Source organism: Mesorhizobium sp. B4-1-4, from assembly GCF_006439395.2.
Lineage (GTDB): Bacteria > Pseudomonadota > Alphaproteobacteria > Rhizobiales > Rhizobiaceae > Mesorhizobium.
Map to the genome: position 1 here is coordinate 4,253,361 of NZ_CP083950.1, position 24,149 is coordinate 4,277,509.

At 63.8% G+C, this 24,149-nt stretch carries 23 protein-coding genes and 1 pseudogene; 14 read left to right on the top strand and 10 right to left on the bottom strand.

The features are described 5' to 3' along the window. Positions 1–229: 229 nt before the first annotated feature. From FJW03_RS20380 to FJW03_RS20390, 3 genes are all read left to right on the top strand, one after another. On the top strand, positions 230–1,237 hold the full coding sequence (locus FJW03_RS20380; RefSeq protein ID WP_140764359.1) for an iron ABC transporter substrate-binding protein: 1,008 nt from the start codon (positions 230–232) through the stop codon (positions 1,235–1,237). A 174-nt stretch (positions 1,238–1,411) separates the two neighbouring features. After that, on the top strand, positions 1,412–2,992 hold the full coding sequence (locus FJW03_RS20385; RefSeq protein WP_181173253.1) for an ABC transporter permease: 1,581 nt from the start codon (positions 1,412–1,414) through the stop codon (positions 2,990–2,992). Then, a complete protein-coding gene (locus FJW03_RS20390) occupies positions 2,989–4,071 on the top strand; it encodes an ABC transporter ATP-binding protein (RefSeq protein WP_140610523.1) in 1,083 nt (360 codons plus the stop codon). Before FJW03_RS20385 ends, FJW03_RS20390 begins: the two co-directional genes overlap by 4 nt. A gap of 67 nt (positions 4,072–4,138) precedes the next feature. On the opposite strand, the gene FJW03_RS20395 is transcribed toward FJW03_RS20390, so the two are convergent. The 4 genes from FJW03_RS20395 to FJW03_RS20410 all read right to left on the bottom strand — a co-directional run bounded on the left by FJW03_RS20395 (position 4,139) and on the right by FJW03_RS20410 (position 8,567). Then, the gene (locus tag FJW03_RS20395; protein WP_140610522.1) at positions 4,139–5,239 is read right to left on the bottom strand and encodes a sn-glycerol-3-phosphate import ATP-binding protein UgpC; all 1,101 of its coding nucleotides are present in this window, start codon (positions 5,237–5,239) and stop codon (positions 4,139–4,141) included. Between the two features lie 13 nt (positions 5,240–5,252). Continuing rightward, entirely contained in the window at positions 5,253–6,167 is a 915-nt protein-coding gene (locus FJW03_RS20400) for an ABC transporter permease subunit (protein WP_140764365.1), read from the bottom strand. Between the two features lie 7 nt (positions 6,168–6,174). Next, positions 6,175–7,059 carry a carbohydrate ABC transporter permease gene (locus FJW03_RS20405; protein ID WP_140610520.1) on the bottom strand — a complete coding sequence of 295 codons (885 nt, stop codon included), beginning with the start codon at positions 7,057–7,059 and terminating at the stop codon, positions 6,175–6,177. 155 nt (positions 7,060–7,214) lie between these two features. Continuing rightward, positions 7,215–8,567, bottom strand: a complete 1,353-nt coding sequence (locus FJW03_RS20410) for an extracellular solute-binding protein (RefSeq protein ID WP_140610519.1) — start codon at positions 8,565–8,567, stop codon at positions 7,215–7,217. Positions 8,568–8,824: 257 nt separating this feature from the next. Between FJW03_RS20410 and FJW03_RS20415 the strand changes: the two are divergent. Beyond that, positions 8,825–9,099 (top strand): annotated as a pseudogene (locus FJW03_RS20415) (bifunctional diguanylate cyclase/phosphodiesterase); the annotation flags it as partial. A gap of 8 nt (positions 9,100–9,107) precedes the next feature. Here FJW03_RS20415 and tlpA read toward each other — a convergent pair. Then, positions 9,108–9,788 carry a thiol:disulfide interchange protein TlpA gene (gene tlpA, locus FJW03_RS20420; RefSeq protein ID WP_140691743.1) on the bottom strand — a complete coding sequence of 227 codons (681 nt, stop codon included), beginning with the start codon at positions 9,786–9,788 and terminating at the stop codon, positions 9,108–9,110. Between the two features lie 36 nt (positions 9,789–9,824). On the opposite strand from tlpA, the gene argH reads away from it, so the two are divergent. The 6 genes from argH to FJW03_RS20450 all read left to right on the top strand — a co-directional run bounded on the left by argH (position 9,825) and on the right by FJW03_RS20450 (position 16,730). Continuing rightward, entirely contained in the window at positions 9,825–11,225 is a 1,401-nt protein-coding gene (gene argH, locus FJW03_RS20425) for an argininosuccinate lyase (RefSeq protein ID WP_140764368.1), read from the top strand. A gap of 114 nt (positions 11,226–11,339) precedes the next feature. Beyond that, positions 11,340–11,546 (top strand): lipoprotein, encoded by a 207-nt coding sequence (locus FJW03_RS20430; RefSeq protein WP_140764371.1) that lies wholly within the window; start codon positions 11,340–11,342, stop codon positions 11,544–11,546. Positions 11,547–11,615: 69 nt separating this feature from the next. Next, the gene (gene lysA / locus FJW03_RS20435; RefSeq protein WP_140764374.1) at positions 11,616–12,884 is read left to right on the top strand and encodes a diaminopimelate decarboxylase; all 1,269 of its coding nucleotides are present in this window, start codon (positions 11,616–11,618) and stop codon (positions 12,882–12,884) included. Positions 12,885–12,919: 35 nt separating this feature from the next. Beyond that, a complete protein-coding gene (locus FJW03_RS20440; RefSeq protein WP_140764377.1) occupies positions 12,920–13,858 on the top strand; it encodes a threonine/serine dehydratase in 939 nt (312 codons plus the stop codon). Between the two features lie 130 nt (positions 13,859–13,988). Then, on the top strand, positions 13,989–14,126 hold the full coding sequence (locus FJW03_RS20445) for a hypothetical protein (RefSeq protein WP_181173254.1): 138 nt from the start codon (positions 13,989–13,991) through the stop codon (positions 14,124–14,126). 9 nt (positions 14,127–14,135) lie between these two features. Next, a complete protein-coding gene (locus FJW03_RS20450) occupies positions 14,136–16,730 on the top strand; it encodes a TIGR02302 family protein (protein ID WP_140764380.1) in 2,595 nt (864 codons plus the stop codon). Positions 16,731–16,856: 126 nt separating this feature from the next. On the opposite strand, the gene FJW03_RS20455 is transcribed toward FJW03_RS20450, so the two are convergent. Together FJW03_RS20455 and FJW03_RS20460 are read right to left on the bottom strand one after the other, a co-directional pair. After that, positions 16,857–17,486, bottom strand: coding sequence for a glutathione S-transferase family protein (locus FJW03_RS20455; RefSeq protein ID WP_140764383.1), 630 nt, complete (start codon positions 17,484–17,486; stop codon positions 16,857–16,859). A 107-nt stretch (positions 17,487–17,593) separates the two neighbouring features. Continuing rightward, positions 17,594–18,454: a LysR family transcriptional regulator gene (locus tag FJW03_RS20460; protein ID WP_140764386.1), complete on the bottom strand. Its 861-nt coding sequence runs from the start codon at positions 18,452–18,454 to the stop codon at positions 17,594–17,596. A gap of 225 nt (positions 18,455–18,679) precedes the next feature. On the opposite strand from FJW03_RS20460, the gene FJW03_RS20465 reads away from it, so the two are divergent. Further along, on the top strand, positions 18,680–19,627 hold the full coding sequence (locus FJW03_RS20465; protein ID WP_140764389.1) for a DMT family transporter: 948 nt from the start codon (positions 18,680–18,682) through the stop codon (positions 19,625–19,627). On the opposite strand, the gene FJW03_RS20470 is transcribed toward FJW03_RS20465, so the two are convergent. The 3 genes from FJW03_RS20470 to FJW03_RS20480 all read right to left on the bottom strand — a co-directional run bounded on the left by FJW03_RS20470 (position 19,628) and on the right by FJW03_RS20480 (position 21,348). Next, the gene (locus FJW03_RS20470; protein WP_181173255.1) at positions 19,628–19,999 is read right to left on the bottom strand and encodes a response regulator; all 372 of its coding nucleotides are present in this window, start codon (positions 19,997–19,999) and stop codon (positions 19,628–19,630) included. A gap of 142 nt (positions 20,000–20,141) precedes the next feature. Beyond that, positions 20,142–20,684 carry a hypoxanthine phosphoribosyltransferase gene (gene hpt, locus FJW03_RS20475; protein WP_140613087.1) on the bottom strand — a complete coding sequence of 181 codons (543 nt, stop codon included), beginning with the start codon at positions 20,682–20,684 and terminating at the stop codon, positions 20,142–20,144. Between the two features lie 22 nt (positions 20,685–20,706). Then, on the bottom strand, positions 20,707–21,348 hold the full coding sequence (locus FJW03_RS20480) for a hypothetical protein (protein WP_140764395.1): 642 nt from the start codon (positions 21,346–21,348) through the stop codon (positions 20,707–20,709). Positions 21,349–21,650: 302 nt separating this feature from the next. Here FJW03_RS20480 and ftsE point away from each other — a divergent pair, with 302 nt between their 5' ends. The 3 genes from ftsE to FJW03_RS20495 all read left to right on the top strand — a co-directional run bounded on the left by ftsE (position 21,651) and on the right by FJW03_RS20495 (position 24,132). Further along, positions 21,651–22,310: a cell division ATP-binding protein FtsE gene (ftsE, locus tag FJW03_RS20485; RefSeq protein WP_027041732.1), complete on the top strand. Its 660-nt coding sequence runs from the start codon at positions 21,651–21,653 to the stop codon at positions 22,308–22,310. Further along, a complete protein-coding gene (locus FJW03_RS20490; RefSeq protein ID WP_140764524.1) occupies positions 22,303–23,289 on the top strand; it encodes a cell division protein FtsX in 987 nt (328 codons plus the stop codon). Before ftsE ends, FJW03_RS20490 begins: the two co-directional genes overlap by 8 nt. A gap of 120 nt (positions 23,290–23,409) precedes the next feature. Further along, positions 23,410–24,132 (top strand): YdcF family protein, encoded by a 723-nt coding sequence (locus FJW03_RS20495; protein WP_140764398.1) that lies wholly within the window; start codon positions 23,410–23,412, stop codon positions 24,130–24,132. Positions 24,133–24,149: the final 17 nt, after the last annotated feature.

Genomic DNA, 24,149 nt, shown 5'->3' on the forward strand with positions numbered 1-24,149 from the left:
CGGGATGGCCCACCGGAATGCCATGCCGATTTGTCAAACTCCCGATCGCCACGGCCCGTTGAAGCGTGTAGTCCAGAGGCCCGCCATCGCCCCCCGGTATCGGGTGATACCCGTCACTGACGTCTTGACATGCGAAACAGATCAGCCGGACGCCTTTCAATCTTGACTAGCGCATTCATGATTTGATACTCGGGCGCATCCGCAATGTGGGAAACCCGAGGAGCACCTTATGAAATCCCCCCTTCTTGCCCTTGCCGGCGCCACGGCACTTGCAATCGGCCTCATCGCCGGTCCGGCGATGGCCGAAGATGCCGGCATCGTCGTGTACAACGCCCAGCATGAAAGCCTCGCCAAGGAATGGGCCGAAGGGTTCACCAGGGAAACCGGCATCAAGGTCACCTTGCGCAATGGCGGCGACAGCGACTTCTCCAACCAGATCGTCGCCGAAGGTGCTGCTTCGCCCGCCGACATCTTCCTGACGGAGAATTCGCCGGCCATGGCGCTGGTCGAGAATGCAGGCCTGTTCGCCCCGGTCGATGCCGACACGCTGGCTCAGGTCCCACAGGACTTCCATCCGGCAAGCGGCAAGTGGGTCGGCGTTGCGGCGCGCAGCACCGTTTTTGCCTACAACAAGACCAAGCTGACCGCCGACCAGCTGCCGAAGTCGATGCTTGATCTCGCCGATCCTAGCTGGAAGGGCCGTTGGGCCGCCTCGCCGTCGGGTGCCGATTTCCAGGCGATCGTCAGCGCGCTTCTGCAGCTCAAGGGTGAGGCCGCTACGGCCGATTGGCTGAAGGCGATGAAGACGAACTTCACGGCCTACAAGGGCAACAGCACGGTAATGAAGGCGGTCAACGCCGGCGAGATCGAAGGCGGCGTGATCTATCACTACTACTACTTTGGCGATCAGGCCAAGACCGGTGAAAACAGCAAGAATGTCCAGCTGCACTATTTCAAGAACCAGGATCCGGGCGCGTTCGTCTCGATTTCCGGTGGTGGCGTGCTCGCCTCGAGCAAGCATCCGAAGGAAGCACAGGCCTTCCTGAAGTGGGTCACCGGCAAGGGCGGCCAGGACGTTCTCAAGAACGGTGACTCCTTCGAATACGCGGTCGGCAAAGGTGCCGAATCCAATCCGAAGCTGGTGCCGCTGGCCGATCTGCAGGCGCCCAAGGTCGATCCGACAACCTTGAACTCGAAGAAGGTCACCGACCTGATGACGGCAGCCGGCTTGCTTTAGTTATCGTTCGTCCTAAAAGGACAACCGACCATGCTCCCGCCGGAATTCATTTTCGGCGGGAGTGCTTTTGTTTTTCGAGATGGCATTCGTCGATGACGACACGCTGTATTCCCGACCGCGATTGCGGTCCTTCGATTGCTGCCACCGGGCGGCAACGGCGCGGTGCCTGACCTGATGCAGTCCGCGATCGATCTCGAACACTCGGGCCTGCCTGCGCGCATGGGCCGAAAGGCTCGGCGGCGGACGGCGCCGTGGCTCGTCACCGCCGCCATCTTCGTCTCGCTGCTGTCGCTGCTGCCGCTTGCCTTCATCATGGGGGTCGCGGTGCAGACCGGCTGGGACACGGTCTCGGCATTGGTTTTCCGGCCCCGTGTCGGCGAACTGCTGGTCAACACCGGCCTTCTGGTGCTGCTGGCCGTGCCGATCGCCATCATCCTGTCGGTGGCGCTGGCCTGGCTGACCGAACGCAGCGACCTGCCCGGCGCCCGGTTCTGGGCCTGGCTATGCGTGGCGCCCCTCGCCATTCCCGCTTTCGTCCACTCCTATGCCTGGATCACCATGGTGCCCGGGCTGCACGGTCTGTGGGCCGGCGTGCTGGTGTCCGTGATCGCCTATTTCCCCTTCCTCTATTTGCCGGTGTCGGCGGCGCTGCGCCGCCTCGATCCCGCCCTGGAGGACGCGGCCGCGGCGCTTGGCCTTGGACCCTGGCGCGTGTTCTGGCGTGTCGTGTTGCCGCAGCTCAGGCTCGCCATCTGCGGCGGCTCGCTGCTGGTCGCATTGCACCTGCTGGCCGAATACGGCCTCTACGTCTTCATCCGCTTCGATACCTTCACCACGGCGATCGTCGACCAGTTCCAGTCGACCTTCAACGGACCGGCCGCCAACATGCTGGCCGGCGTGCTGGTGTGTTGCTGCTTTGTGCTCCTGGGCATCGAAGTGCTGGTGCGCGGCGAGGAGCGTTATGCCCGTGTCGGCTCCGGCGCGGCGCGCTACCAGCAACGCAAGGGCCTCGGCCGCGCCACCATTCCGAGCCTCGCCTTGCTTATGGTCATCACGCTGCTGGCGCTTTGCGTACCTTTCATCACCATCGGCCGCTGGCTCGTCGCCGGCGGCGCCGATGTCTGGCGTCTCGATGAAATTGGCCTGGCGCTTGGCCAGACGCTGTTCCTGTCGCTTGCCGGCGCGTTGCTTGCAACGGTCGCCGCCATGCCGATGGCCTGGATCTCGATCCGCGCGCCGGGACCGTTGCAGCGCCTGCTGGAAGGTTGCAACTACATCGTCGGCTCGCTACCGGGTATCGTCATCGCGCTGGCGCTGGTCACCATCACCGTGCGCATCGCCCTGCCGCTCTACCAGACCCTGTTCACCATCCTGGTGGCCTATGCCCTCATGTTCCTGCCGCGTGCCCTGGTCAGCCTGCGCGCATCAATCGCCCAGGCACCGGTCGAGCTCGAACGCGCCGCGTCCAGCCTTGGCCGGCGTCCGCTCAACGCACTCTGGTCGACGACGATCCGCCTGTCGGCGCCCGGCGCCGCGGCCGGCATGGCGCTGGTGGCGCTCGGCATCATGAACGAACTGACCGCGACCCAGATGTTGGCGCCAAACGGCACCCGCACGCTGGCAATGGCATTCTGGTCCTACAGCGGCGAGATCGACTATGCCTCGGCGGCGCCTTATGCCTTCATCATGGTGGCGATGTCGCTGCCTTTGACCTGGCTGCTCTATGTCCAGTCGAAACGGATGGCCGGACGATGAGCTTTCTCGAAATCAGCGGCCTGAAAAAGCACTACGGCCCGGTCGCGGCCCTTGACGGCGTCGACCTCCATGTCGCCAGCGGCAGCCGCACGGCGATTGTCGGCCCGTCCGGCTGCGGCAAGACCACCCTGCTGCGGCTTATCGCCGGCTTCGAGGCGCCGGACCAGGGCCGCATCGTGCTCGACGGCGAGGTGCTGGCCAATGGTGGTGCGGCTGTCCCGGCGCATCGCCGCGGCATCGGCGTGGTGGCGCAGGACGGCGCCCTCTTCCCGCATCTGACCATATCGGACAATATCGGTTTCGGTATGGACCGCGGCGCGGACAAGCGCGCCGAGCGCATCGTCGAACTCGCTTACATCGTCGGGCTGGACAAGGCCGTGCTCAAGCGCCGCCCGCACGAGCTCTCCGGCGGCCAGCAGCAGCGAGTGGCGCTTGCCCGCGCCATGGCGATGAAGCCGCGGCTGATGCTGCTCGACGAGCCGTTCTCGGCGCTCGACACCGGTCTGCGCGCTTCGATGCGCAAGGCGGTGGCCGAGCTTCTGGAAGCGGCCGGCATCACCACCATCCTGGTCACGCACGACCAGGCCGAGGCGCTGTCCTTCGCTGCCCAAGTGGCGGTGATGCGCGAAGGCAAGTTTTCGCAGGTCGGCACGCCGCGCGAGCTCTATTTCAAGCCGAAGGACAGGATGATCGCCGAGTTCCTCGGCGACGCCATCATCCTGCCGGCAAAGGTGGCAGGCGGTTTCGCCAACTCACCGCTAGGCCGCATCGCGGTCGACACATCAGATAGACGCGATGTCGCCCGCATCATGCTGCGGCCGGAGCAGATCGGATTGAAGAGGACATCGCGCGAGGGCATGTCGGGCACACCGGAGATGCTGTTTGGCGAGGTGGTGGAATCCGAATTCGCCGGCTCGATGTGCACCATCGCGGTGCGCCTGATGAACAATCCCGATCCGCCGGACGCCGCCGCCATCGGCAACACGCCGCTGATCCTGCGCAAGCCGGGCATGGATGCACCCGCGGTGGGAGAGATCGTGCGGCTCACCGTGTCGGGAAAGGCGCATGTGCTGGCCTGAACGGCCGAGTGCCTGATGTGCTCGGGCCGCGGCAGGTTCGGTCACCGCTCGCGCGAAGTTTTGGAAATTAGAGTGCCGGCTCGGGAACGGACGCCTTGAAGACATCGAGGCGGTTTCCCGTCTCCGACGAGAAGAAATGCATGTCCTCTGGCGAAAGCTTCAGACCGACCGTGCTGCCCGGCTCCGGGTGCACGGCTTCCGATGTCATCACCGAAAACGGCGCGCCGTCGAGGTCGACGTAGATGACCCGCCCCGCGCCGAGTTCCTCGACCAGGTCGACGGTGGCCTTGAGCGCGCCGGCCGCGTCTGGCGCCACCAGCCGGACGGCTTCCGGCCGGATGCCCATCGCGACCTTCGTGCCGACCGGCAGACCTGCGCGCGGAACAACGATACGCCGGCTGCCGCCGAGCAGCGACAGCCCATCGAGTTCGACCGTGCCTTCCAGAATGTTCATCGCCGGCGCGCCGACGAAAGTGGCGACGAAGCGGCTGGCGGGCCTGCTGTAGATTTCGCCCGGCGTGCCGACCTGTTCGACACGTCCGGCATTCATCACCACCAACCGGTCGGCAAGCGTCATCGCCTCGACCTGGTCGTGGGTGACGAAGACGGAGGTGGCGTTGAGCCGGCGGTGCAGCTTGCGGATTTCCGACCGCATCTGGACGCGCAACTTGGCGTCGAGATTGGACAGCGGTTCGTCGAACAGGAACACTTTCGGTTCGCGGATCATGGCGCGGCCCATGGCGACCCGCTGCCTCTGGCCACCCGAAAGCGCCATAGGTTTGCGGTCGAGCAGATGTTCGAGTTCCAGCGTGCGCGCAACCGCCTGGATGCGCTGGTTGCGTTGCGCGGAAGGAACGCCTGAGACCTTCAGCGAATAGCCGATATTCTGGGCGACGCTCATATGCGGATAGAGCGCGTAGTTCTGGAACACCATGGCGCAGCCACGCTCACGCGGCTCGAGCTTGTTGACCACGGTGCCGTCGATGGCGATCTCGCCACCGGAAATCTCCTCCAATCCGGCGATCATCCGCAGAAGCGTGGACTTGCCGCAACCGGACGGCCCCAGGATGACGACGAATTCGCCCGAGGCGAAATCGAGGTCGACCCCGTGCACGACCTGCGTCCTGGCGTAGTTCTTCGTGACGCCGCGTATGGCGATGGAGGCCATCTTCTGTCTCCCGTTATTTCTCGGTGGCGATAAGGCCACGCACGAACCAGCGCTGCATCAGCACCACGACGATCAGCGGCGGCAGCATGACGATCAGCGTGCCCGCCATGGCGATGTGCCATTCCGGCGCGCCGCCGACATTAGGAATGAGCTGCTTCAGCTCGGTAACCGCAGTCGCATGCGACTGATCGGTGGTAATAAGCAGCGGCCATAGATACTGGTTCCAGGCCCACAGGAACATGATGGTGCCCAAAGCGGCCATGTTGTTGCGCGACAGCGGCAGCAGGACATCAATGAAGAAGCGCAGGGCGCCGGCGCCGTCCATGCGCGCGGCCTCGGTCAGTTCATCGGGCACCGTCAGGAAGAACTGGCGGTAGAGGAACGTGCCGGTGGCCGTGGCGACCAATGGCATGATCAGACCGGTATAGGAATTGAGCAGTCCGAGGCTGAGCGAGACCTGCACGCCCGACACTTTTTCGATCAGCCAGCTCAGGCCCGTCACGTCGAGGATGGCCTTGTAGGGTGACAGCACATTGGCGACGACCGCGTAGGTCGGCACGATGCGGACTTCGAGCGGCAGCATCAGTGTGACGAAGATCAGCCAAAAGATGAACGTGCGCCCGGGGTAGCGGAAATAGACGATCGAAAAGGCGGTGAGCGCCGAGATGATCACTTTGCCCGCCGCCACGCCGGCAGCCATGACGAAACTGTTAAACAGCTTGGGACCGAGATCGGCGGTCGTCCAGGCCGTCTTCATGTTGATCCAGAAATCGCTGCCCGGCAGCAACGACATCGGCACATCGTTGACGTCCTTGAGGTTGTGCGACGCGGCGATCGCCACGACCGCGAACGGCGCGATGCAAAAGATGAACCCGACGAACAGGATCAGGTGCGTGAGGAAATTGAGGAACGGGGTGCGCTCGACCATGTCTATCTCACCTGTAATGCACGCGCCGCTCGATGAAGCGGAACTGGAAGATGGTGAGCACGATGATGAGCAGCATCAGGATGATGCTCTGCGCGGCGGCGCCTGAATAATCCAGGCCTTTGAAGCCATCGGAATAGATCTTGTAGACCATCAGATTGGTCGCGTTCGCCGGGCCGCCGGAGGTCATGATGTCGACGATGCCGAAGGAATCCTGAAAGCTTTCGGTGATGTTGATGACCAGCAGAAAGAAGATCGTCGGCGTGATGAGCGGGAACTGGATGTCCCGGAAGCGCCTGACGACGCCGGATCCGTCCATCGCCGCCGCCTCGATCAGCGAACGCGGGATGGCCTGGAAGGCGGCGAGGAAGAAGATGAAGTTATAGCCGACATATTTCCAGGAGAAGGCGACGATGATCGAAGCCATGGCATCGGCGCCGTCGAGACCAGGGTCCCAGAAGCCGGGCCAGACTTGGTTGAGGACGGCCATGAAGCCGGCCTCCGGCGCCAGGATGAAGCGGAACGCCATCGCCAGCGCGGGCGCGGCAATACCGTAGGGCCAGATCAGCACCACGCGATAGAGGCGTGAGCCGGCGAGCTGGCGATCGGTCAGGGCGGCGAGCACCAACGCGATGAACATCGCAAGGCCGGTGCTGATCCCCGCAAAGACAAGGCTGGCGGTGATCGAGTTCCAATAATCGGCGTTGGCCAGGATCGACCGGAAATTGTCGAGCCCGACCCAGATGTTGCCGCCGCCCCAGGGCTGTTGCAGCGTCAGCGACCAGTACACGGCCTGGCCTGCCGGCCAGTAGAAGAACGTGAAGATCAGAAGGAGCTGCGGCACCGCGAACAGGATGCCGATCGTCGATCTGCTGAAGGTAACGCGTTTTTCCATCGGTCCGCCGATGCCGCTTCACAGCTGGCCTGGAGCAAGGGTGAGATTAATATGCGAAACGGCCGCCCGTCGACCCAAGCATGATCCCGAAACACGGAAATCGTTTTCGGAAGTGATCACGCTTGGAACACGGGCGGCCTTTGGCAATTCGGCTATCAGGGCAGGGTCTTGCCCGGATAGGTCTGCTGGAAGCGGTCGAGGATGGCGTCGCCGTTCTTGACCAGCGTGTCGAGGCCTTCCTGGACGCTGACCTTGTTGGCGAAGATCGCCTGCATCTGCGTGCCAAACTCGGCGCGGATCTGGGTGAAGTTGCCCAGGCGCACGCCGCGGGTGATTTCGGTCGGCTCCGAGGCGGTCAGGCTGGCGATCGCGACTTCACGGCCCTTGTAGGGCGCCTTGTCGTAGAAACCGTCGGCCTTCATGTAGTCGAATCCCGACTTGGTCACCGGGATGTAGCCGGTGTTGGTCGACCAGAACAAAGCGGTCTTGGGGTCGTGGATGAAGTTGAGGAAGGCAGCCGCGCCCTTGTATTCGGCGTCCGACTTGCCGGAGAGCACCCACAGCGAAGCGCCGCCGACGAGCGAATTCTTGCGCTCGGTGCCGGCATAGACCGGCAGTTCGGCGACGTCCCACTTCATGCCTTCCTTCTGGGTCCTGCCGACGGTGCCGTGGTCGCCGACGGAGGTCAGGATCATCTGGCAGGTGCCGGAGGCGAAGGACTGGACCATGTCCTGGCCGAGATCCTTCGACTTGATCTTGATCAGGCCGGCATCATACCACTTCTTGAGGTCGGTGACGTACTGGACGAACTTGGTCTTGTTGACCTCCAGGCGGGCATCGAGCCCGTCATAGCCATTGTTCTTGGTGGCGATCGGCTGATTGTGGATCGCGGAGAACTGCTCCATCAACTGCCAGCTTTCGTTGGCCGAGATGTTGATTGCCATCGGGCATTCGTAGCCGGCGTCCTTCATCGCCTTGAGGTCGGCGCCGACGTCTTCCCAGGTCTTGGGCGCTTCGGTCTTGCCGATTTTTGCGAAGGCGTCCTTGTTCCAGTACATCAGGGCAGTCGAGGAGTTGAACGGGAAGGACAGCATCTCGCCCTTCGAGGTCGCATAGTAGCGCGCAATGCCGGGGAAATAGTCGGCGTAGTCGATCTTGTAGCCGTTTTCCTCCATCAGCTTGTCGGCGGGCTTGTAGGCGCCCGACAGCATCATGGTGGCGGTGCCGACGTCATAGACCTGGACGATGGTTGGCTGCTTGCCGGCACGGAAGGCGGCGATGGTGTTCTGCAGCGTGGCATCGTAATTGCCCTGGCTGGTGCAGACGACTTCGTAGTCCTTCTGCGACTCGTTGAAGTTCTTGCACATCGTGTCGACGACGCGGGCGAGGTCGCCCGAAAGGCCGAACCAGAAATCGAATTTTACCGGTTCTGCAAAGGCAGGCATCGCCAGCGCGCTACCGAGCGCACCGACGGCAAGGGCAGCGAGGCCCCGCTTGATCATGGTCATGGTTTTTCCCTCTTGAGTGGCTGATGACAAGGGTCTTGCGCAAGTCCTTGCCCGCTCTCTTAGAGAAGGTATGTGACAGTTCTGTTGTGGCTCCCAGGCCTTTGCACAGCTGTTCGTTCCTCCCCACGGCGGTTGCGCCGGCATGAAAATGTCGTACCGGCGCCTTAGGTAGCCAGGGTGATCGTCGCCGGCGTAAAGCCCGAGACGGATCGCCATGATTAGCCGGCTAAATGGATGAATGCTGCTGGTGCTGACGCACGAACGACCAGCTCGCGGCAATCGTGCGCGCTGTGCTGGGGACGGGATGTGGGCTCGGCCTGCCTGTGCTGGCGAAGGCTTAGAAACGCCTGGCGAGTTGAACTTCCCGGACGCGGAGGCCTGTGAGATCGGCCAGAGCTACTATCTCGGCAAGCCGACGCCGATCGAGACGTTCGACGAACTGAAGGGCAACGGCAAGCGTACTCCGGTGCGCGTCGCTGACCACCAGGACGACAACCCTATATTGCTCAAGCCAAGCGTGCGCTCAGCCTAGCCTCTTGCTCACGATCCCAGCGCCGTCTCGACGAGCCGCTTGGCGTCAGGCCCCGACCATTCGGCCGGACCGTTCATGTGGGCGATCAGGCAGCCTTCGCCGTCGATCAGCATGGTGACCGGAAGGCCGAGCGCCAGGCCGCGCGCCTTGAGGTCGTTGAAAAGCGTCATGGTCGAATCCCGATAGTAGCCGAGCGTCTCGACACCGGTTTCCTTGAGGAACTTCTTCGGCTTCACATCGTCGCCGGCATCGACATTGACGGCGACGACCTGAAAGGCGTCGCTGCCTTTCTCCTTCTGCAACGCGTCGAGCGCGGGCATTTCTGCACGGCACGGCGCGCACCACGTGGCCCAGAGGTTGAGCAGCACCGTCTTGCCGGCGTGGTCGGCGATGGTCATCGGCTTGCCGTCCGGGCCGTTGAAGGCCAGGCGCTTCATCGATTGCGGCGGATCGGCGGGCAACAGGGCGGCGACCTCGCCGGTGGCGGCAGCCGCGACCTTCTTGGCGCGGTCACTCTTGGCGGCGCAGGCGACGTCGTCGCTGCTGCCGGCGACCGCCGCTTGCGGCGCGGCGTTGTTGCCAGACCGGCTCTCGCTGACATATACCGCGACCGCGCCGGCCAGCACTCCCGCCACCAGGGCGGCGAGGATCAGGCGCGGGGCCGGGAAAAATCTGTTTCCGTCTGCCATTTTTCTCAAACTGCTCCGAAGCACGGGTTTATAGCGATGAGCGACAAGAAGACCAGCAACCAGATGTGGGGCGGACGATTTGCCTCGGGTCCGGCCGCGATCATGGAAGCGATCAACGCGTCGATCTCGTTCGACCGCAAGCTCTACGCGCAGGACATCAGAGGCTCGATCGCTCATAGCGAGATGCTGGCGCAGACGGGCATTATTTCGGCGGCCGATCAAGAAAAAATCGCTCACGGGCTGAACACGATTCTGAAAGAGATCGAGGCTGGCAGCTTCGAGTTCTCGACCAAGCTGGAAGACATCCACATGAATGTCGAGGCTCGCCTCGCCGACCTGATCGGTCCGGCTGCCGGCCGGCTGCACACCGCGCGCTCGCGCAACGATCAGGTGGCCGTGGATCTGAGGCTCTGGGTCAAGGACGAGTGTTTTCGCGTCGCCGAAGCGCTGAAAGGATTGATCAGGGCATTGCTGGAGCGGGCCGAGGAGCATGCGGCGACCGTGATGCCGGGCTTCACCCACATGCAGGCGGCCCAGCCGGTGACGTTCGGGCATCACTGCATGGCCTATGTCGAGATGTTTTCGCGCGATCTGTCGCGCGTACGCGACGCCATCGAACGGATGGATGAAAGCCCGCTGGGTGCCGCCGCCCTTGCCGGCACCAGCTTCCCGATCGACCGCCACCAGACCGCCAGGGCGCTTGGCTTCCGCGAGCCGATGCGCAATTCGCTGGACAGCGTTTCCGACCGCGATTTCGCGCTGGAATTCTTAAGCCTGGCGGCGATCTGCGCCACGCATCTGTCGCGGCTGGCCGAAGAGATCATCATCTGGTCGACGCCGCAGTTCGGCTTCATCAGGCTGTCGGATAGTTTCTCCACCGGCTCCTCGATCATGCCGCAGAAGAAGAATCCCGACGCCGCCGAACTGGTGCGCGGCAAGACCGGACGTGTCAACGGCCATCTGGTCGGCCTGCTGACGGTGATGAAGGGCATGCCTTTGACCTATGGCAAGGACATGCAGGAAGACAAGGAATCGGTGTTCGACGCAGCCGAGACGCTCGACCTGATGCTGGCGGCCACGACCGGCATGGTCTCGGACATGACGGTCAACGCAGTGGCGATGAAGAAGGCCGCAGGCTCGGGCCACGCCACCGCCACCGATCTCGCCGACTGGCTGGTGCGCACGCTCGGCCTGCCCTTTCGCGAGGCACATCATGTCACCGGCCGCGCCGTGGCGCTCGCCGAAGAGAAGAAGGTGGGCTTGGAGAAGCTGTCGCTGGAGGACCTGCAGTCGATCAATTCCGGCATCACTTCCGATATCTTCTCGGTGTTGGCGGTGCAGAACTCGGTCAAGAGCCGCACCAGTTTCGGCGGCACGGCGCCCTCGGAAGTGAGGAAGCAGATCCGCGCCTGGAAAAAGCGCATCGCAAAGGCATGATGCCGGATTGCGACGAGCAATATCCGGATGTTGCGATCAGCAATATCCGGGGTGCAATGCGCTGAGAACTCGGCTAAAAGCGGCGGCTGGCAAACGTTTCGGACGGATGGATCGATGACCGGAAGCAGGATTTTGGTGACGCTGACGCTTCTGGCGGCTCTTGCCTCCGTGACCGCCTGCGGTCGCAAGGCCGGCCTCGACACGCCCTATGAGGCGGCCGTCCAGGCGCGCAAGGATGCCGAGAAAGCCAAGCAGCCCCTGCCGCCGGAGCCGGAAAAACCGGTCCGGGACAAGAAGTTCATTCTCGATCCGCTGATCTAGAGCCGACGCGATCGGGTCAGGTCTTCCAAACCCGATGTCGTCGTGCCCCAACTTTCCGGAACCACTCTCGTGAACCATTTCGACTACCGCGACGGCGTGCTCCATGTCGAGGACGTGGCCATCCCTGATATCGCCGCCCAGGTCGGCACGCCGTTCTACTGCTATTCGACGGCCACGCTGACCAGGCACTACCGCGTCTTTGCCCAGGCCTTTGCCGGGCTGGACGCGCTTGTCTGCTACGCCATGAAGGCCAACTCCAACCAGGCGGTGCTGCGGACCTTGACAAAGCTCGGCGCCGGCGCCGACGTGGTCTCGGAAGGCGAATTGCGCCGGGCGCTGGCCGCGGGCATCCCGGCCGGCAAGATCCTGTTCTCGGGCGTCGGCAAGACCGCGCGCGAAATGGACTTCGCCCTCGAAGCCGGCATCCTTTGCTTCAACGTCGAATCCGAGCCGGAGCTTGAACTCCTCTCGGCCCGCGCCACCGCACTGGGCAAGGTGGCGCCGGTCTCGCTGCGCATCAATCCCGATGTCGACGCCAAGACCCACAAGAAGATCTCCACCGGCAAGGCCGAGAACAAGTTCGGCATTCCATGGCAGCGGGCGCGCCAGGTCTATGCCCGCGCGGCAACGCTTCCGGGCATCAAGGTTACCGGCATCGACACCCATATCGGCAGCCAGATCACCGAATTGCAGCCCTTCGACGACGCCTTCGCCCTGCTGGTGGATCTGGTCGGCGCGTTGCGCGCCGATGGCCATGCCATCGAGCATGTCGATCTCGGTGGCGGCCTCGGCATTCCCTATCGCGTCGACAACAGCCCGCCGCCTTTGCCCGACGCCTATGCCCAGATCGTCAGAAAGCACGTCACCAAGTTGGGCTTGAAGGTGATGTTCGAGCCGGGCCGGCTGATCGTTGGCAATGCCGGCATCCTCGTCTCGGAAGTCATCTTCGTGAAGGAAGGCGACGCGAAGAACTTCCTCGTCGTCGATGCCGCCATGAACGACCTGATCCGGCCGACGCTCTACGATGCCTTCCACGATATCAGGCCGGTCGTGCAGCCGCCGGCCGACACGCCCCGCATGATGGTCGACGTGGTCGGCCAGGTCTGCGAGACCGGTGACTATCTCGGCCTCGACCGCGACCTGCCCAGGCTGAAGGCCGGCGATCTCGTTGCCGTGTCCACTGCCGGCGCTTACGGCGCCGTGCAGGCCGGCACCTACAACACCCGCCTGCTGGTGCCGGAGGTACTGGTCGACGGCGACCGTTTCCACGTCGTGCGCCCTCGCCTGACCTATGAAGACCTGATCGGGCTGGATTCGGTCCCCGACTGGCTGAAGTAGCCGGCCCGCCAAGGGAAAACGTCAAGGGAGGAACCATGCCAGACAGCACCGTCACACGCGAGCGCATTGCCGCGATGGAACCGCGCATCCGTCCCTATATCAGACACACACCGGTGCTGCGCGTCGACATGGCCGACTTCGATGGCCCGCCTTTGGCGATCGACCTCAAGCTCGAATGCCTGCAGCATTCCGGTTCGTTCAAGGCGCGCGGCGCCTTCACCAATCTTCTGGAGCGGCCGGTTCCCGAGGCCGGCGTCGTCGCCGCATCGGGCGGCAACCATGGCGCGGCGGTCGCCTACGCCGCCATGCGGCTCGGCCACAAGGCGACCATCTTCGTTCCCGAAGTGAGCCCACAGGCGAAGCTGGAGCGCATTCGCGGCTATGGCGCCGATCTGGTCGTCGGCGGCGCGCGCTATGCCGAGGCACTAACCGCCAGCGAACGCTTCGCCGAGGACACCGGCGCCTTGCAGATCCATGCCTTCAACCAGGAGGAGACGCTGATCGGCCAGGGCACGCTCGGGCTCGAGATCGAGAACGACCTGCCTGAGATCGACACGTTGCTAGTCGCCGTCGGTGGGGGCGGCCTGATCGCCGGCATCGCCGCCTGGTATGCCGGCCGCATCCGCATCGTCGCCGTCGAGCCCGAGGGCGCGCCGACGCTTCATCGCGCCTTCGAGGCCGGCCATCCCGTCGACGCGCCGGCGGAAGGCATCGCCGCCGATTCCCTGGCGCCAAAGCGCGTCGGCGAAATGATGTTCCCGATCGCCGAAGCCTTCGTCGAGCGCTCCATCCTGGTCAGCGACGACGACATCATTGCCGCGCAGAGGGCGCTGTGGAACCGGGTGCGCATCATCTCCGAACCGGGAGGTGCCGCCGCCTTCGCCGCGATCCTGTCCGGCCGCTATACGCCCGCATCAGGCGAGCGCATCGCCGTTCTGGTCTGTGGCGCCAACGCAAACCCCGCCAATTTCTGATTGCAACCATTTCGGCCGGGTTCACGTTTTTTCAAACTGCCTCGCCTTTGCCGTGTTTGCTGGTATTCTTTCGAGTCGTAAGGCTTAGCTGGCGTCCGCCCTACGGCTGGAAAAGCGGAACCCGCTTTTCATGCTTGGCGAGATGGAGCGCCGTCCCGGTTCTTTGGAACTGGAACAGGCGCTGGAGCAATTCCGGCAAAAGTGCATGGCGGTTGCGGGATTGCGTGAAAAAAGGTTGGAGCGGGTCAAAAACGCTGAACCGTTCTAGGAAGGGCCGATGACGGAACGACCCATCTTCAGCAGCGATCGCGGACTGGCCGGACGCCTGGCCTTGAGCCGGCTGGCGACGCGGATCTCGATGGTGGTCGAGCGCGGTTGGCCGCTGCTGCTTCCGCTGGTCATCGTCGCCTGCCTGTTCCTCAGTGCCTCCTGGTTCGGCATTTTCTCCCGGCTGCCGGATGCGGTACGCATCGGCCTTGTCGCCGGATTCGGCTTGGCAGGGCTTGCCGCACTCTATCCACTGCGCTTCTTCCGCGTACCCGGTGCCGCCGAGGTCGACCGCCGCATCGAGGCCGCCAACAACCTGCTGCACAGCCCCGTTCTGACGCAGGCCGACCGGCCAAGCGGCCGGGAAAGCAGCTTCTCGCAGGCGCTGTGGCGCGAGCACCAGAAGCGCATGGCCGCAAAGCTCGACAGCCTCGGCGCCGACGTGCCGCGCACGCGGGTGCCGGAGCGCGACCCCTGGGCGCTGCGCGCTGTAGCCGCACTTTTGCTCGTCACCGCCTTTGCCTTCTCGTTCGGGCCGACAGGTGGCCGAATAGGCGACGGGTTCAGCGCCCTTGGCATGCACGACGCGGTGCCGCCGCGCATCGACGCCTGGGTGACGCCGCCGGCCTATACAGGCAAGCCGCCGATCTTCCTGACCGCCGACGCCAACCAGGCGACGCCGACGTTTCATGTCCCCGAGGGTAGCGACGTCTCCTTGCGCGTCACCGGTGGCTCGGGCGAGGAAACGCTTGCCTATGCCGACAAGGATGGCAGCGCGCGCAGCATCGATCCGGCCAGCCCTCAGGCAGCCTCGGCCAAGCCGGCCGCGGGCCCGGCGGTGCCATCAAAGGTGCGCCAGTACACAGGCAAGCTGACGAGCGACGGCATGTTGACGCTGAAATCGGGCGAGGACGAACTCGGCCGCTGGGCCTTCGCCGTGATCCCTGACAAGCCGCCGCAGATCCGCTTCGTCGGCGAGCCGAAGCGCGCCGCCAATGGCGCTTTCGAACTCAACTACCAGATCGACGACGACTATGGCGCCGCCACCGCCAAGGCGGTCTTCGCGCTGGCCGATCCGCAAGCGCCGGGTGCGCATCCGCTCTATGGCCCACCCGATATGCCGCTGACGCTGCCGCGCCGCGGCGGCAAGTTGAATGCCGCCAGGACCACGAAGGACCTGACCGAGCATGTCTGGGCCGGCAGCAGCATCAAGCTGACGCTGGTCGCCACGGACGACGCCGGACACACCGCGTCCAGCGAGACCAAGACGCTGGTGATGCCCGAGCGGCCGTTCACCAACCCGTTGGCGCGGGCGGTGATCGAACAGCGCCGCCTGCTCGCGCTTGACGCCAATGCCAAGCCACACGTGCTCGATCTGATCGACGCCATCACGCTGCGGCCTGAAGACACGTTCGACACCATGTCCCACTACCTCGCCATCATGAGCGCGCGCAGCCGGCTGAAGCTGGCCGGGAACGACGATCAGCTGCGCGGCGAGGTCGCCTATCTCTGGGAAATCGCGCTTGGCATCGAGGAGGGCAACCTCTCGGCCGCCGAAAAGCGGCTGCGCCAGGCGCAACAGGCGCTGCAGGACGCCATCAAGAACGGCGCCAGCGACCAGGAAATCGAGAAGGCGATGAAGGAACTGCGCGAGGCGATGAACCAGTTCCTGCAGGAATTCGCCGAACGCGCCAAGCAGAACCCGAATGCGCCGCAGATGCAGCAGAACGGCCAGGAACTGCGCCAGAGCGACATCGACCGCATGATGGACCAGATCGAGAACCTGGCGAAGTCGGGTGATCGCGACAAGGCGCAGCAATTGCTGTCGCAGTTGCAGGACATGATGAACAATCTCCAGGCCGGCCGTCAGCAGCAGGGCGGCGAGCAGGACAGCCAGATGCGCCAGCAGATGGACAAGCTTGGCGAGATCCTGCGGCGCCAGCAGGAGATGATGAACGATACTTTCCGCATGGACCAGATGCAGCGCGGCGAGCGCCAGCGCGGGCAGAACCCTGACGAGCAGCTTGGACAAGGCAGTGGCGAGAATCAGGACAGGCAGGGTCTGGGCCAAGACCAGGATCCGCGCGCCAGGCAAAAGCCGATGACGCCGCAGGAATTCGCTGATGCGCTGAAGCAGTTGCAGGAAGGCCAGGGGCAGCTGAAAAGCGATCTCGAGCAGTTGAAGAAGGGCCTCGAAGGCATGGGCATGGAGCCCAACGAGGGATTTGGCGAGGCTGGTAAATCCATGGGCAGCGCCGAGCAGGCGCTCGGCGAAGGCCAGGGCGACGAGGCCGTCGGTCATCAGGGCCGGGCGCTCGAGGCGCTGCGCAAGGGCGCCAAGGACATGATGAAGCAGATGCAGGCCATGCAGGGCGACCAGGGCGGCAGCCAGGAAGGCGGCCGCCAGCAGAATGCCGACCGCGATCCGCTCGGCCGGCCACGCGCCAGCCAAGGCCCCGATTTCGGCGATTCGGTGAAAGTGCCCGACGAGATCGACGTCCAGCGCGCGCGCCAGATCCTGGAAGCGATCCGCAAGCGGCTCGGCAATGCGCTGAGCCCCGATATCGAGCGCAGCTATCTCGAACGGCTGTTGGAGCTGAAGTAGGGCGATACCAGAAAAAGTGTGAGCCGTTTTCCGTCCGGAATTGCGTCAGAAGCGCGAGGTGATCGCCGGTCCATTCGGCAACCGGCTGCATTTCCATCAAGACGGATCCTGAAGCGGAAGAAGCCGTCAGCGGCTGTCGAGCATTCCGGCCGCCTGCGCCATCTCATATTCCCTTTGCGAATAGCGCTGGAATGCCGGACGGGCGGCAAGACGATCCATATAGGCTCGGAAGACCCGATGCTCGGGCAGCACGCGCAGCACGTTTGTCGCAAAATGGACGCCACTGCCGATTTGCGTGTCTGCCGCCGTAAATTTGTCGCCGGCGATATACGGCCGCGACGAAAGCGTCCTCTCCAGATTGGCAACCATCTCGGAGAAGGACCCGTAGGAATAGCGGCTGCCCATGAATTCTTTGCCATGTGCCTTGGCGGCCACCACTGGATCCAAGACGGAATCCGAATAGACCAGCCAGGTCAGATAAGTGGCCCGTGCACGATCGCCGATGGCGGGCGCGAGGCCGGCTTCGGCGAAGGTATCGGCGAGGTAGATGGTTATCGCGGCGCGTTCGGTGATGATGGTGCCGTCGTGGTCGATGGCCGGCACCTTCTTGTTCGGCTGGATTGCCCGGTAGGATTCAGGAACGCCCTCTTTCGCACGGATGTCGACGCGCGAGAATTCGAACGGCACACCGAGTTCCTCGAGCAGCCAATGGACGCCGGAGGCGCGTGACCAGGGATTGTGGTAGAAGACGATCATTCATCATTCTCCAGTTGGCGACGGGCCTTTCTATCATGCGGCTCCTGACAGCTTTCCGTCAGGACGGACAACAGAGGACGCGAAGCGGCGGCGATCGGCCGAAGCATTCAGACATCTTGCCTGAACGCTTCCCGGATCGCCTCTTGCATGCCGTCGATCGCCTCGCCGGATGCGTTCGGGTTGCGATGCATCACCACATTCGAGGAATCGATGGCGCCGAACCCATCGACGGATGACAACTCACGGCAGCCGTCCGGAATGTTGCTGCGTGAAATCGGCGCGATCGCCAACCCCGAGGTGACGGCAAGCTTCAGCCCGCCATTGGTGTCGCTCGTATAGGCGACGCGGTAGGCAAGGCCGCGCTGCTCCAGCGACTTGATGGCGAAATCCTTGCACCAGCCTGCCCGGTTGTAGAGGGCGATCGGCACCGGACGTTCTTCATGCATGTGATGCAGGTTCGAGGTCACCCAGACGGTCGGATCGTGCATCAGCACCTCGCCGCCGGACGGATCCTGCCATTCGAACATCACGCACAGATCGAGTTCACCGGCCGCGAGCGCCGCGATCTGTGCCCCCGAATGCGCGTAGCGAACGGTAACCTCGACCTGGGCGTGGCGTTTCGAAAACGCGCCGAGCGCGCGTGACAAGATGGCGAGGCCATATTCCTCGGGAATGCCGATGCGCACCGGCCCGCCCAGCGGCGCCGCGGTGATCGACGCCGCCGTCTCGTCGAGCAGCGAGACGATGCGGCGGGCATTGACGATGAGTTCGCCGCCCCGCCGCGTCAGCACGACGCCGCGTGAACCGCGCTCGAACAGGCTGTCGCCGACCAGTCCTTCAAGCTTTTTCATCTGCATCGACACGGCCGACTGGGTGCGGCCCGCCTGCTCCGCCGCCTTGGTGAAATTGCCGGTCTCGGCAATGGCCACGAAGGTGCGCAGGAGATCGCTGTCGAGGGTCGGCCGCATGGAAATCCGCCATAAGAAAACTTGATTGCTGGCATCATTCCAATTCGTTTGCAACATGTCAAACGCCGAACGATAGTCGCCTCACCCATTGGATATGCGGCTGCGAAATCAGCTGCGGACCAATCTAAAGAGTCCTCACTCGTGCCCGCTACCCGAAACGGTGGCGGGTTCTTTTTGATCCGGAGTCGGACGCTTCGGATCGTACGCGCAGGAGCCTGAACGCAGATGCACAATAGGATGGCGCGCGGCATCCTGAGCCTGTGTCTGGGTGTGCTGGTCTTCTCGCTGCAGGACCCGCTGGTCAAATCCGTGTCGAGCGGTTACCCGGTGACCGAGGTGATGGCGATCCGTTCGATCGTCGCCTTGCCTATCCTGATCGTTCTTGTCCACGCCGATGTCGGCCTGCGGGCGATCCTGTCGAAACGGTTCGGCCTGCTGACGGTGCGTGCCTTCATCCAGTTCACCTCCTACACGGTGTACTACCTGGCCATCGCCGCCCTGCCGCTGGCCGACGCCGTTGCGCTCTATTTCATGGCGCCGCTTTTCATCATGGCGCTAGCCGGACCCTATCTTGGCGAGCGCGTCTCCTGGCAGACGCTGGCGACCGTATTGATCGGGCTGCTCGGCGTTGTCGTGATGGTGCGGCCCGGCGCCGGGCTGTTCGACGGGGCAGCGCTGTTGTCGTTGGGCTCGGCGGCGCTCTACGGCTTGTCGCAGCTGATGACGCGCAAGATCGGCGACACCGAATCGTCCACCGTCATGGCCTTCTATCAGAACGGCGCTTATTTGGTCGGCGCCGCCGTGGTCGCCGCCACATTTCACCTTGCCGGCGTAAGCCACGCCGTTCACCCGAGCCTGGAGTTTCTGGTGCGACCGTGGATATGGCCGACGCTGCCGGATTTCCTCAAGATGGCCGCCTGCGGTCTCGTCGCCTCGGCCGGCATGATCCTCTTGTCGCAGGGCTACCGGCTGGCGCCGGCAAACCGCGTTGCCACCTTCGAATACACCGGCATCCTGTGGTCGCCGCTCTGGGGTTTTCTGTTCTTCGCCGAAGTGCCGCGGCCGACCACCGTGATCGGTGCCGCTCTCATCATCGGCGCCGGCCTGCTGGCGCTCAACGCAGGGCGGCGCCGGAGCACGGCGCCGGCGCTCGCCGCCACCGATCCAGCCTGATCAGGCGAAGCAGATCAGCGCCTTATCCACGCGTGAACGGATCTCGGCCAGTGTGAACGGCTTCTGCACGACATCTAGGATGATGCCGTTCAGTTCCTCGGCGCGCTCGCGCTGGTCGGCATAGCCGGTCATCAGCATGATCTTCATCGCCGGAAAAAGGGCGGCCGCCGCGATCGCCATCTCGATACCGTCCATCTCCGGCATACGGATATCGGAAACGACGAGGTCGTAAGCGCCATTCGCGGCCCGGATCAGCGAAAGGCCTTGCGCGCCATCCGCGGCGATATCGATTGTGTGGCCGGCGCGTTCGAGCGCGCGGGCTGCGAGGGTGCGGACGGACTCATCGTCCTCGACGATCAGAAGCTTTGCCATGGCCGGCATATTTGGCGGGCAAAAGTTGACTTTTCCTCAACCGGAAACGCAGCGGCGGCGAAATCCATCACCGCCGCATCGAACAATTACCGCGACGATTTTTGAGCACGCCTACAGGTTCGCGATAATGCTCCCACAAATCCTAAGCGTCGCCTTTCACAACACCCACGAACGGCAGTTCGCGAAAGGCGTGGGCGACGTCCATGCCGTAGCCGACAACGAAATAATCGGGGCAGTCGAAGCCGACATAATCGGCATTGAGCGCGGTCTGGCGGCGCATGCGCTTGTCGAGCAGCACCGCTATGGAACAACTCCTGGCGCCACGCGACAGCATCAGGTCGCGCGTGAAGGTCAGTGTCTTGCCCGATTCCAGAATGTCGTCGATCAACAGCACGTCGCGGCCGGCAACCTCGTTGTCGATGTCGCGCAGCACTCTCACCTCGCCACTGGTGGTGCCGGCGCCGTAACTGGAAATGAAGATGAATTCGACCTCGGGCGACAGGCCGACATCGTGCATGGCGCGGATCAGGTCTGCCGCGAAGACGAACGAGCCTTTCAGCACCGAGATCACCAGCAGATCATGGTAATCGTGCTCGGCGATCTCCTTGGCGAGCTCGAGATTGCGCCGCGCGATCGCCGATGCCGAAAACAGGACTTCGATGTCCTTGTTGCGTACGATGGGCATTGATGGCCTTCCCGATGATCGCCTACTCGGCGAAAGTGACCAAAACGGTTCTTACGCCGTTCTTAGGCACGTCGAGCCGGCTGGCAAAGCCGAATCTTTCGCCCGAGGCCAGCGCGTGGCCGGATGTCCCCAATGTATAGCGGGTTGTGCGCCCGTCATTGCCCGTCACCCGGATTTCGAGCGGCGGCAGGGTCGCCGGACCCGTCCCGTCATTGGCGGCCTCGCCATCGACGAACAGCACAGGATTCGCGCCGGAGGCGTCGACGCGCGAGGTGACGCCTGAAATGGTCAATGCCGAAGCTTGCGCGCCGGTCAGTAACGGCGCCTGGCGCACCAACGCATGTCCGCCGGAGATCCAGAAGGCGGCAAGGGCGGCGCCGATGCCGACGATCCAGAAGATCGGTCCGCCGCGCGAGGCCGGCGGCCGCACCGCCGGCGCCTCTGGCTTACGCAGCATATCCATGCCCTCTACGGGCGGCGTAATAATCGGGGGCGGCTGCGGTTTGGCTTGCGTGGCCGCGGCTGTCCGCGGCATCACGACATAATCGGCATCGACGATATCGGGCGCCGGACCGCGCCAGATTCGGTGCGCCACGGCAATTGCCGGCGGATCGGTCATGATTTCGCCGGAAACCGGGCGCGCGGTTCGCTCGTCAGCCGTCATGGCCCAGTATTGCACCTGTTCGCTTTTCGTTTCTTTTGCGTAAACACAAATGGTTAACGTTTCACCACCGGAGCCCTCGTGACGCGCCGAAAGAGCATAGAAATTAACCGCCGGTTAACCATGCCGGCCGATGGTCTTTTCCCAGAACGGGCCGGCTCGCCGCCGGCAGAGCCGGATGATTTCAGGTCGAATCGACGTGAAATTCGAATCCGGCTCTAAATCAAAGAGGTGGAGCATGATGTCGTCCGAAAGCCGCTTCACACTTTTCGGCATCATGCTCTAGGAATTTCAGGTCGCCGAAATTGATTCGCTTCGAAAATGTCGGCCTCCGCTATGGCATGGGTCCGGAGATACTCCGCGACATTTCCCTGCACATACCGGAGCGCTCCTTCCAGTTCCTGAGCGGCCCTTCGGGCGCCGGCAAGACGACATTGCTGCGCCTGCTCTTCATGTCGTTGAAACCGACGCGCGGCCTGATCACCATCTTCGGCAAGGACCGCTCGCGCATCTCTCGCACCGAATTGCCGCATCTCAGGCGCCGCATCGGCGTGGTGTTCCAGGATTTTCGCCTGCTCGACCACATGACCACCTATGAAAATGTCGCGCTGCCGCTGCGCGTGCGCGGGCGCGAGGAAGCGAGCTACCGCACCGATGTCACCGAGCTGTTGAAATGGGTTGGGCTGGGCGAGCGCATGCATGTGCTGCCGCCGGTCCTGTCGGGCGGCGAGAAGCAGCGCGCCGCGATCGCCCGCGCCCTGATCGAACAGCCCGAGATCCTGCTGGCGGACGAGCCGACCGGCAATGTCGATCCGCCCCTGGCGCGGCGCCTGCTGCGGCTGTTCATCGAGCTCAACCGGCTCGGCACCGCCGTGGTCATCGCCACCCACGATCTTGGCCTGATGGAACAGGTCGACGCACGCCGCATGATCCTGGCTGGCGGAAGGCTGGATGTCTATGACTGAGCTGTCCGCAGAACACCTGGAAGACCGTGACGCCGAGTTGGCCGAGGCAAGGCCGCGCGCCCAGCGCCGGATGGCGCCGATCGTGCCGGCGCAAAACATCGCCGGCCGTGCGCTGGTCCTGGTCATCGCCATCATGACCTTCCTGTCCTGCCTCACCTTCGGCGCGGTGACGCTGGTGCGCGACACCGCCTCGGTCTGGGAGAACCAGATCTCGCGCGAGGCGACGATCCAGATCAAACCGGTCGATGGTCTCGACATGGAAGCAGCGCTTGCCCAGGCTTCGCGGATCGCCGGCGAATTCCCCGGCGTGCGGTCGACAAAGATCATCGACCGTGAAGCCACGGCAAGGCTTCTCGAACCGTGGCTGGGTTCAGGCCTCAACATCGACGACCTGCCGGTGCCGCGCCTGATCACCGTCACCATTGACGAGAACAGCCCACCCGACTTCGCCACCATGCGCGCCGCGATCGCCCCGAAGCTGCCGAGCGCATCACTCGACGATCACCGCACCTGGGTCGACCGGCTGGTGGCTATGGCCCGCACCACGGTGACCATCGGCATCGCCGTGCTGGTCTTGATGCTGTCGGCGACCGTGCTGACCGTGGTGTTCGCAACCCGCGGCGCCATGGCCGGCAATGGTCACATCATCGAGGTGCTGCATTTCGTCGGTGCCGAGGCGCGGTTCATCGCGCGCGAATTCCGCCGGCATTTCCTGGTCACCGGCATGAGGGGCGCGGCCGCCGGCGGCGCGGCGGCGGTGCTGGTCTTCGTCGCCTTTTCCTGGTGGTCGTCGCGCAACATGGCGACGCCCCAGGCCGATCAGGCAACCGCCCTGTTCGGCAATTTCGCCATCGGCTCGGCAGGCTATCTGGGGGTGGTCATGATGGTGCTGGTGATCGGCGCGCTGACGGCGGCGACCTCGCATGCCACGGTCGTAGCCTATCTCAGCGACATCGACGTTCGCCAACCCGATGCATGAAAAAGGGGACGCGCTTTGGGTGGACGGCCTGGATGAACGCAGGGCGATCACGGATAGAGAATATGCGTAACGCAAAGTGCGACTTTTACCTACCAAAGGCCGCATTTCGGGATTAACCATATGGTTATGGACGTGCGGGATTCGACCGGGACGGTTGGACAGATGCCGGTGGTGGCTCGTTCGCGCGCCCACGGCAGGGTCAGCCGTTTGCGGAGCGCCCTGCGTCTCTCCGCCCTCTCCCTCCTGATCCTCGCAACATTGTTCGCCGGCGGCTTCGGCTGGTTTGCCAACAAGGTCAGCCATTTGACCACACCAGCCAACCCGGCCAAGGCCGATGCCATCATCGTGCTGACCGGCGGCCAGTCTCGCCTCGACGCCGCGATGGACCTGCTGGCGTCCGGCAAGGGCGAGCGTCTCCTGATCAGTGGCGTGCATCCTTCTGCCAGCCGTCGCCAGCTCCAGGCCGCGACCGGCGGCGACAAGAAGCTGTTTTCCTGCTGCGTCGACATCGACCGGGCCGCGCTCGACACGATCGGCAATGCCGAGGAAAGCGCCAAATGGGTCGAGAGCCATGCCTACAACACGGTGATCCTCGTCACCAACAACTACCATATGCCGCGCAGCCTCCTGGAAATGGGCCGTCTGCTGCATGGCGCCAAGCTGGAACCCTACCCGGTGGTCAATTCCAATCTCGACAATGGTGGCTGGCTGACCAAGCCGCAGGCCCTGCGCGTGCTGTTCACCGAGTACAACAAATATCTGCTGGCGCTGGCACGCGGCATCGTGCCGGTGAAGCAGACGCCCGACGGCCTCGCACTGGCCGAGACCGCGGCTGGCGGCTAAGCCCTCGGCGCTGCATC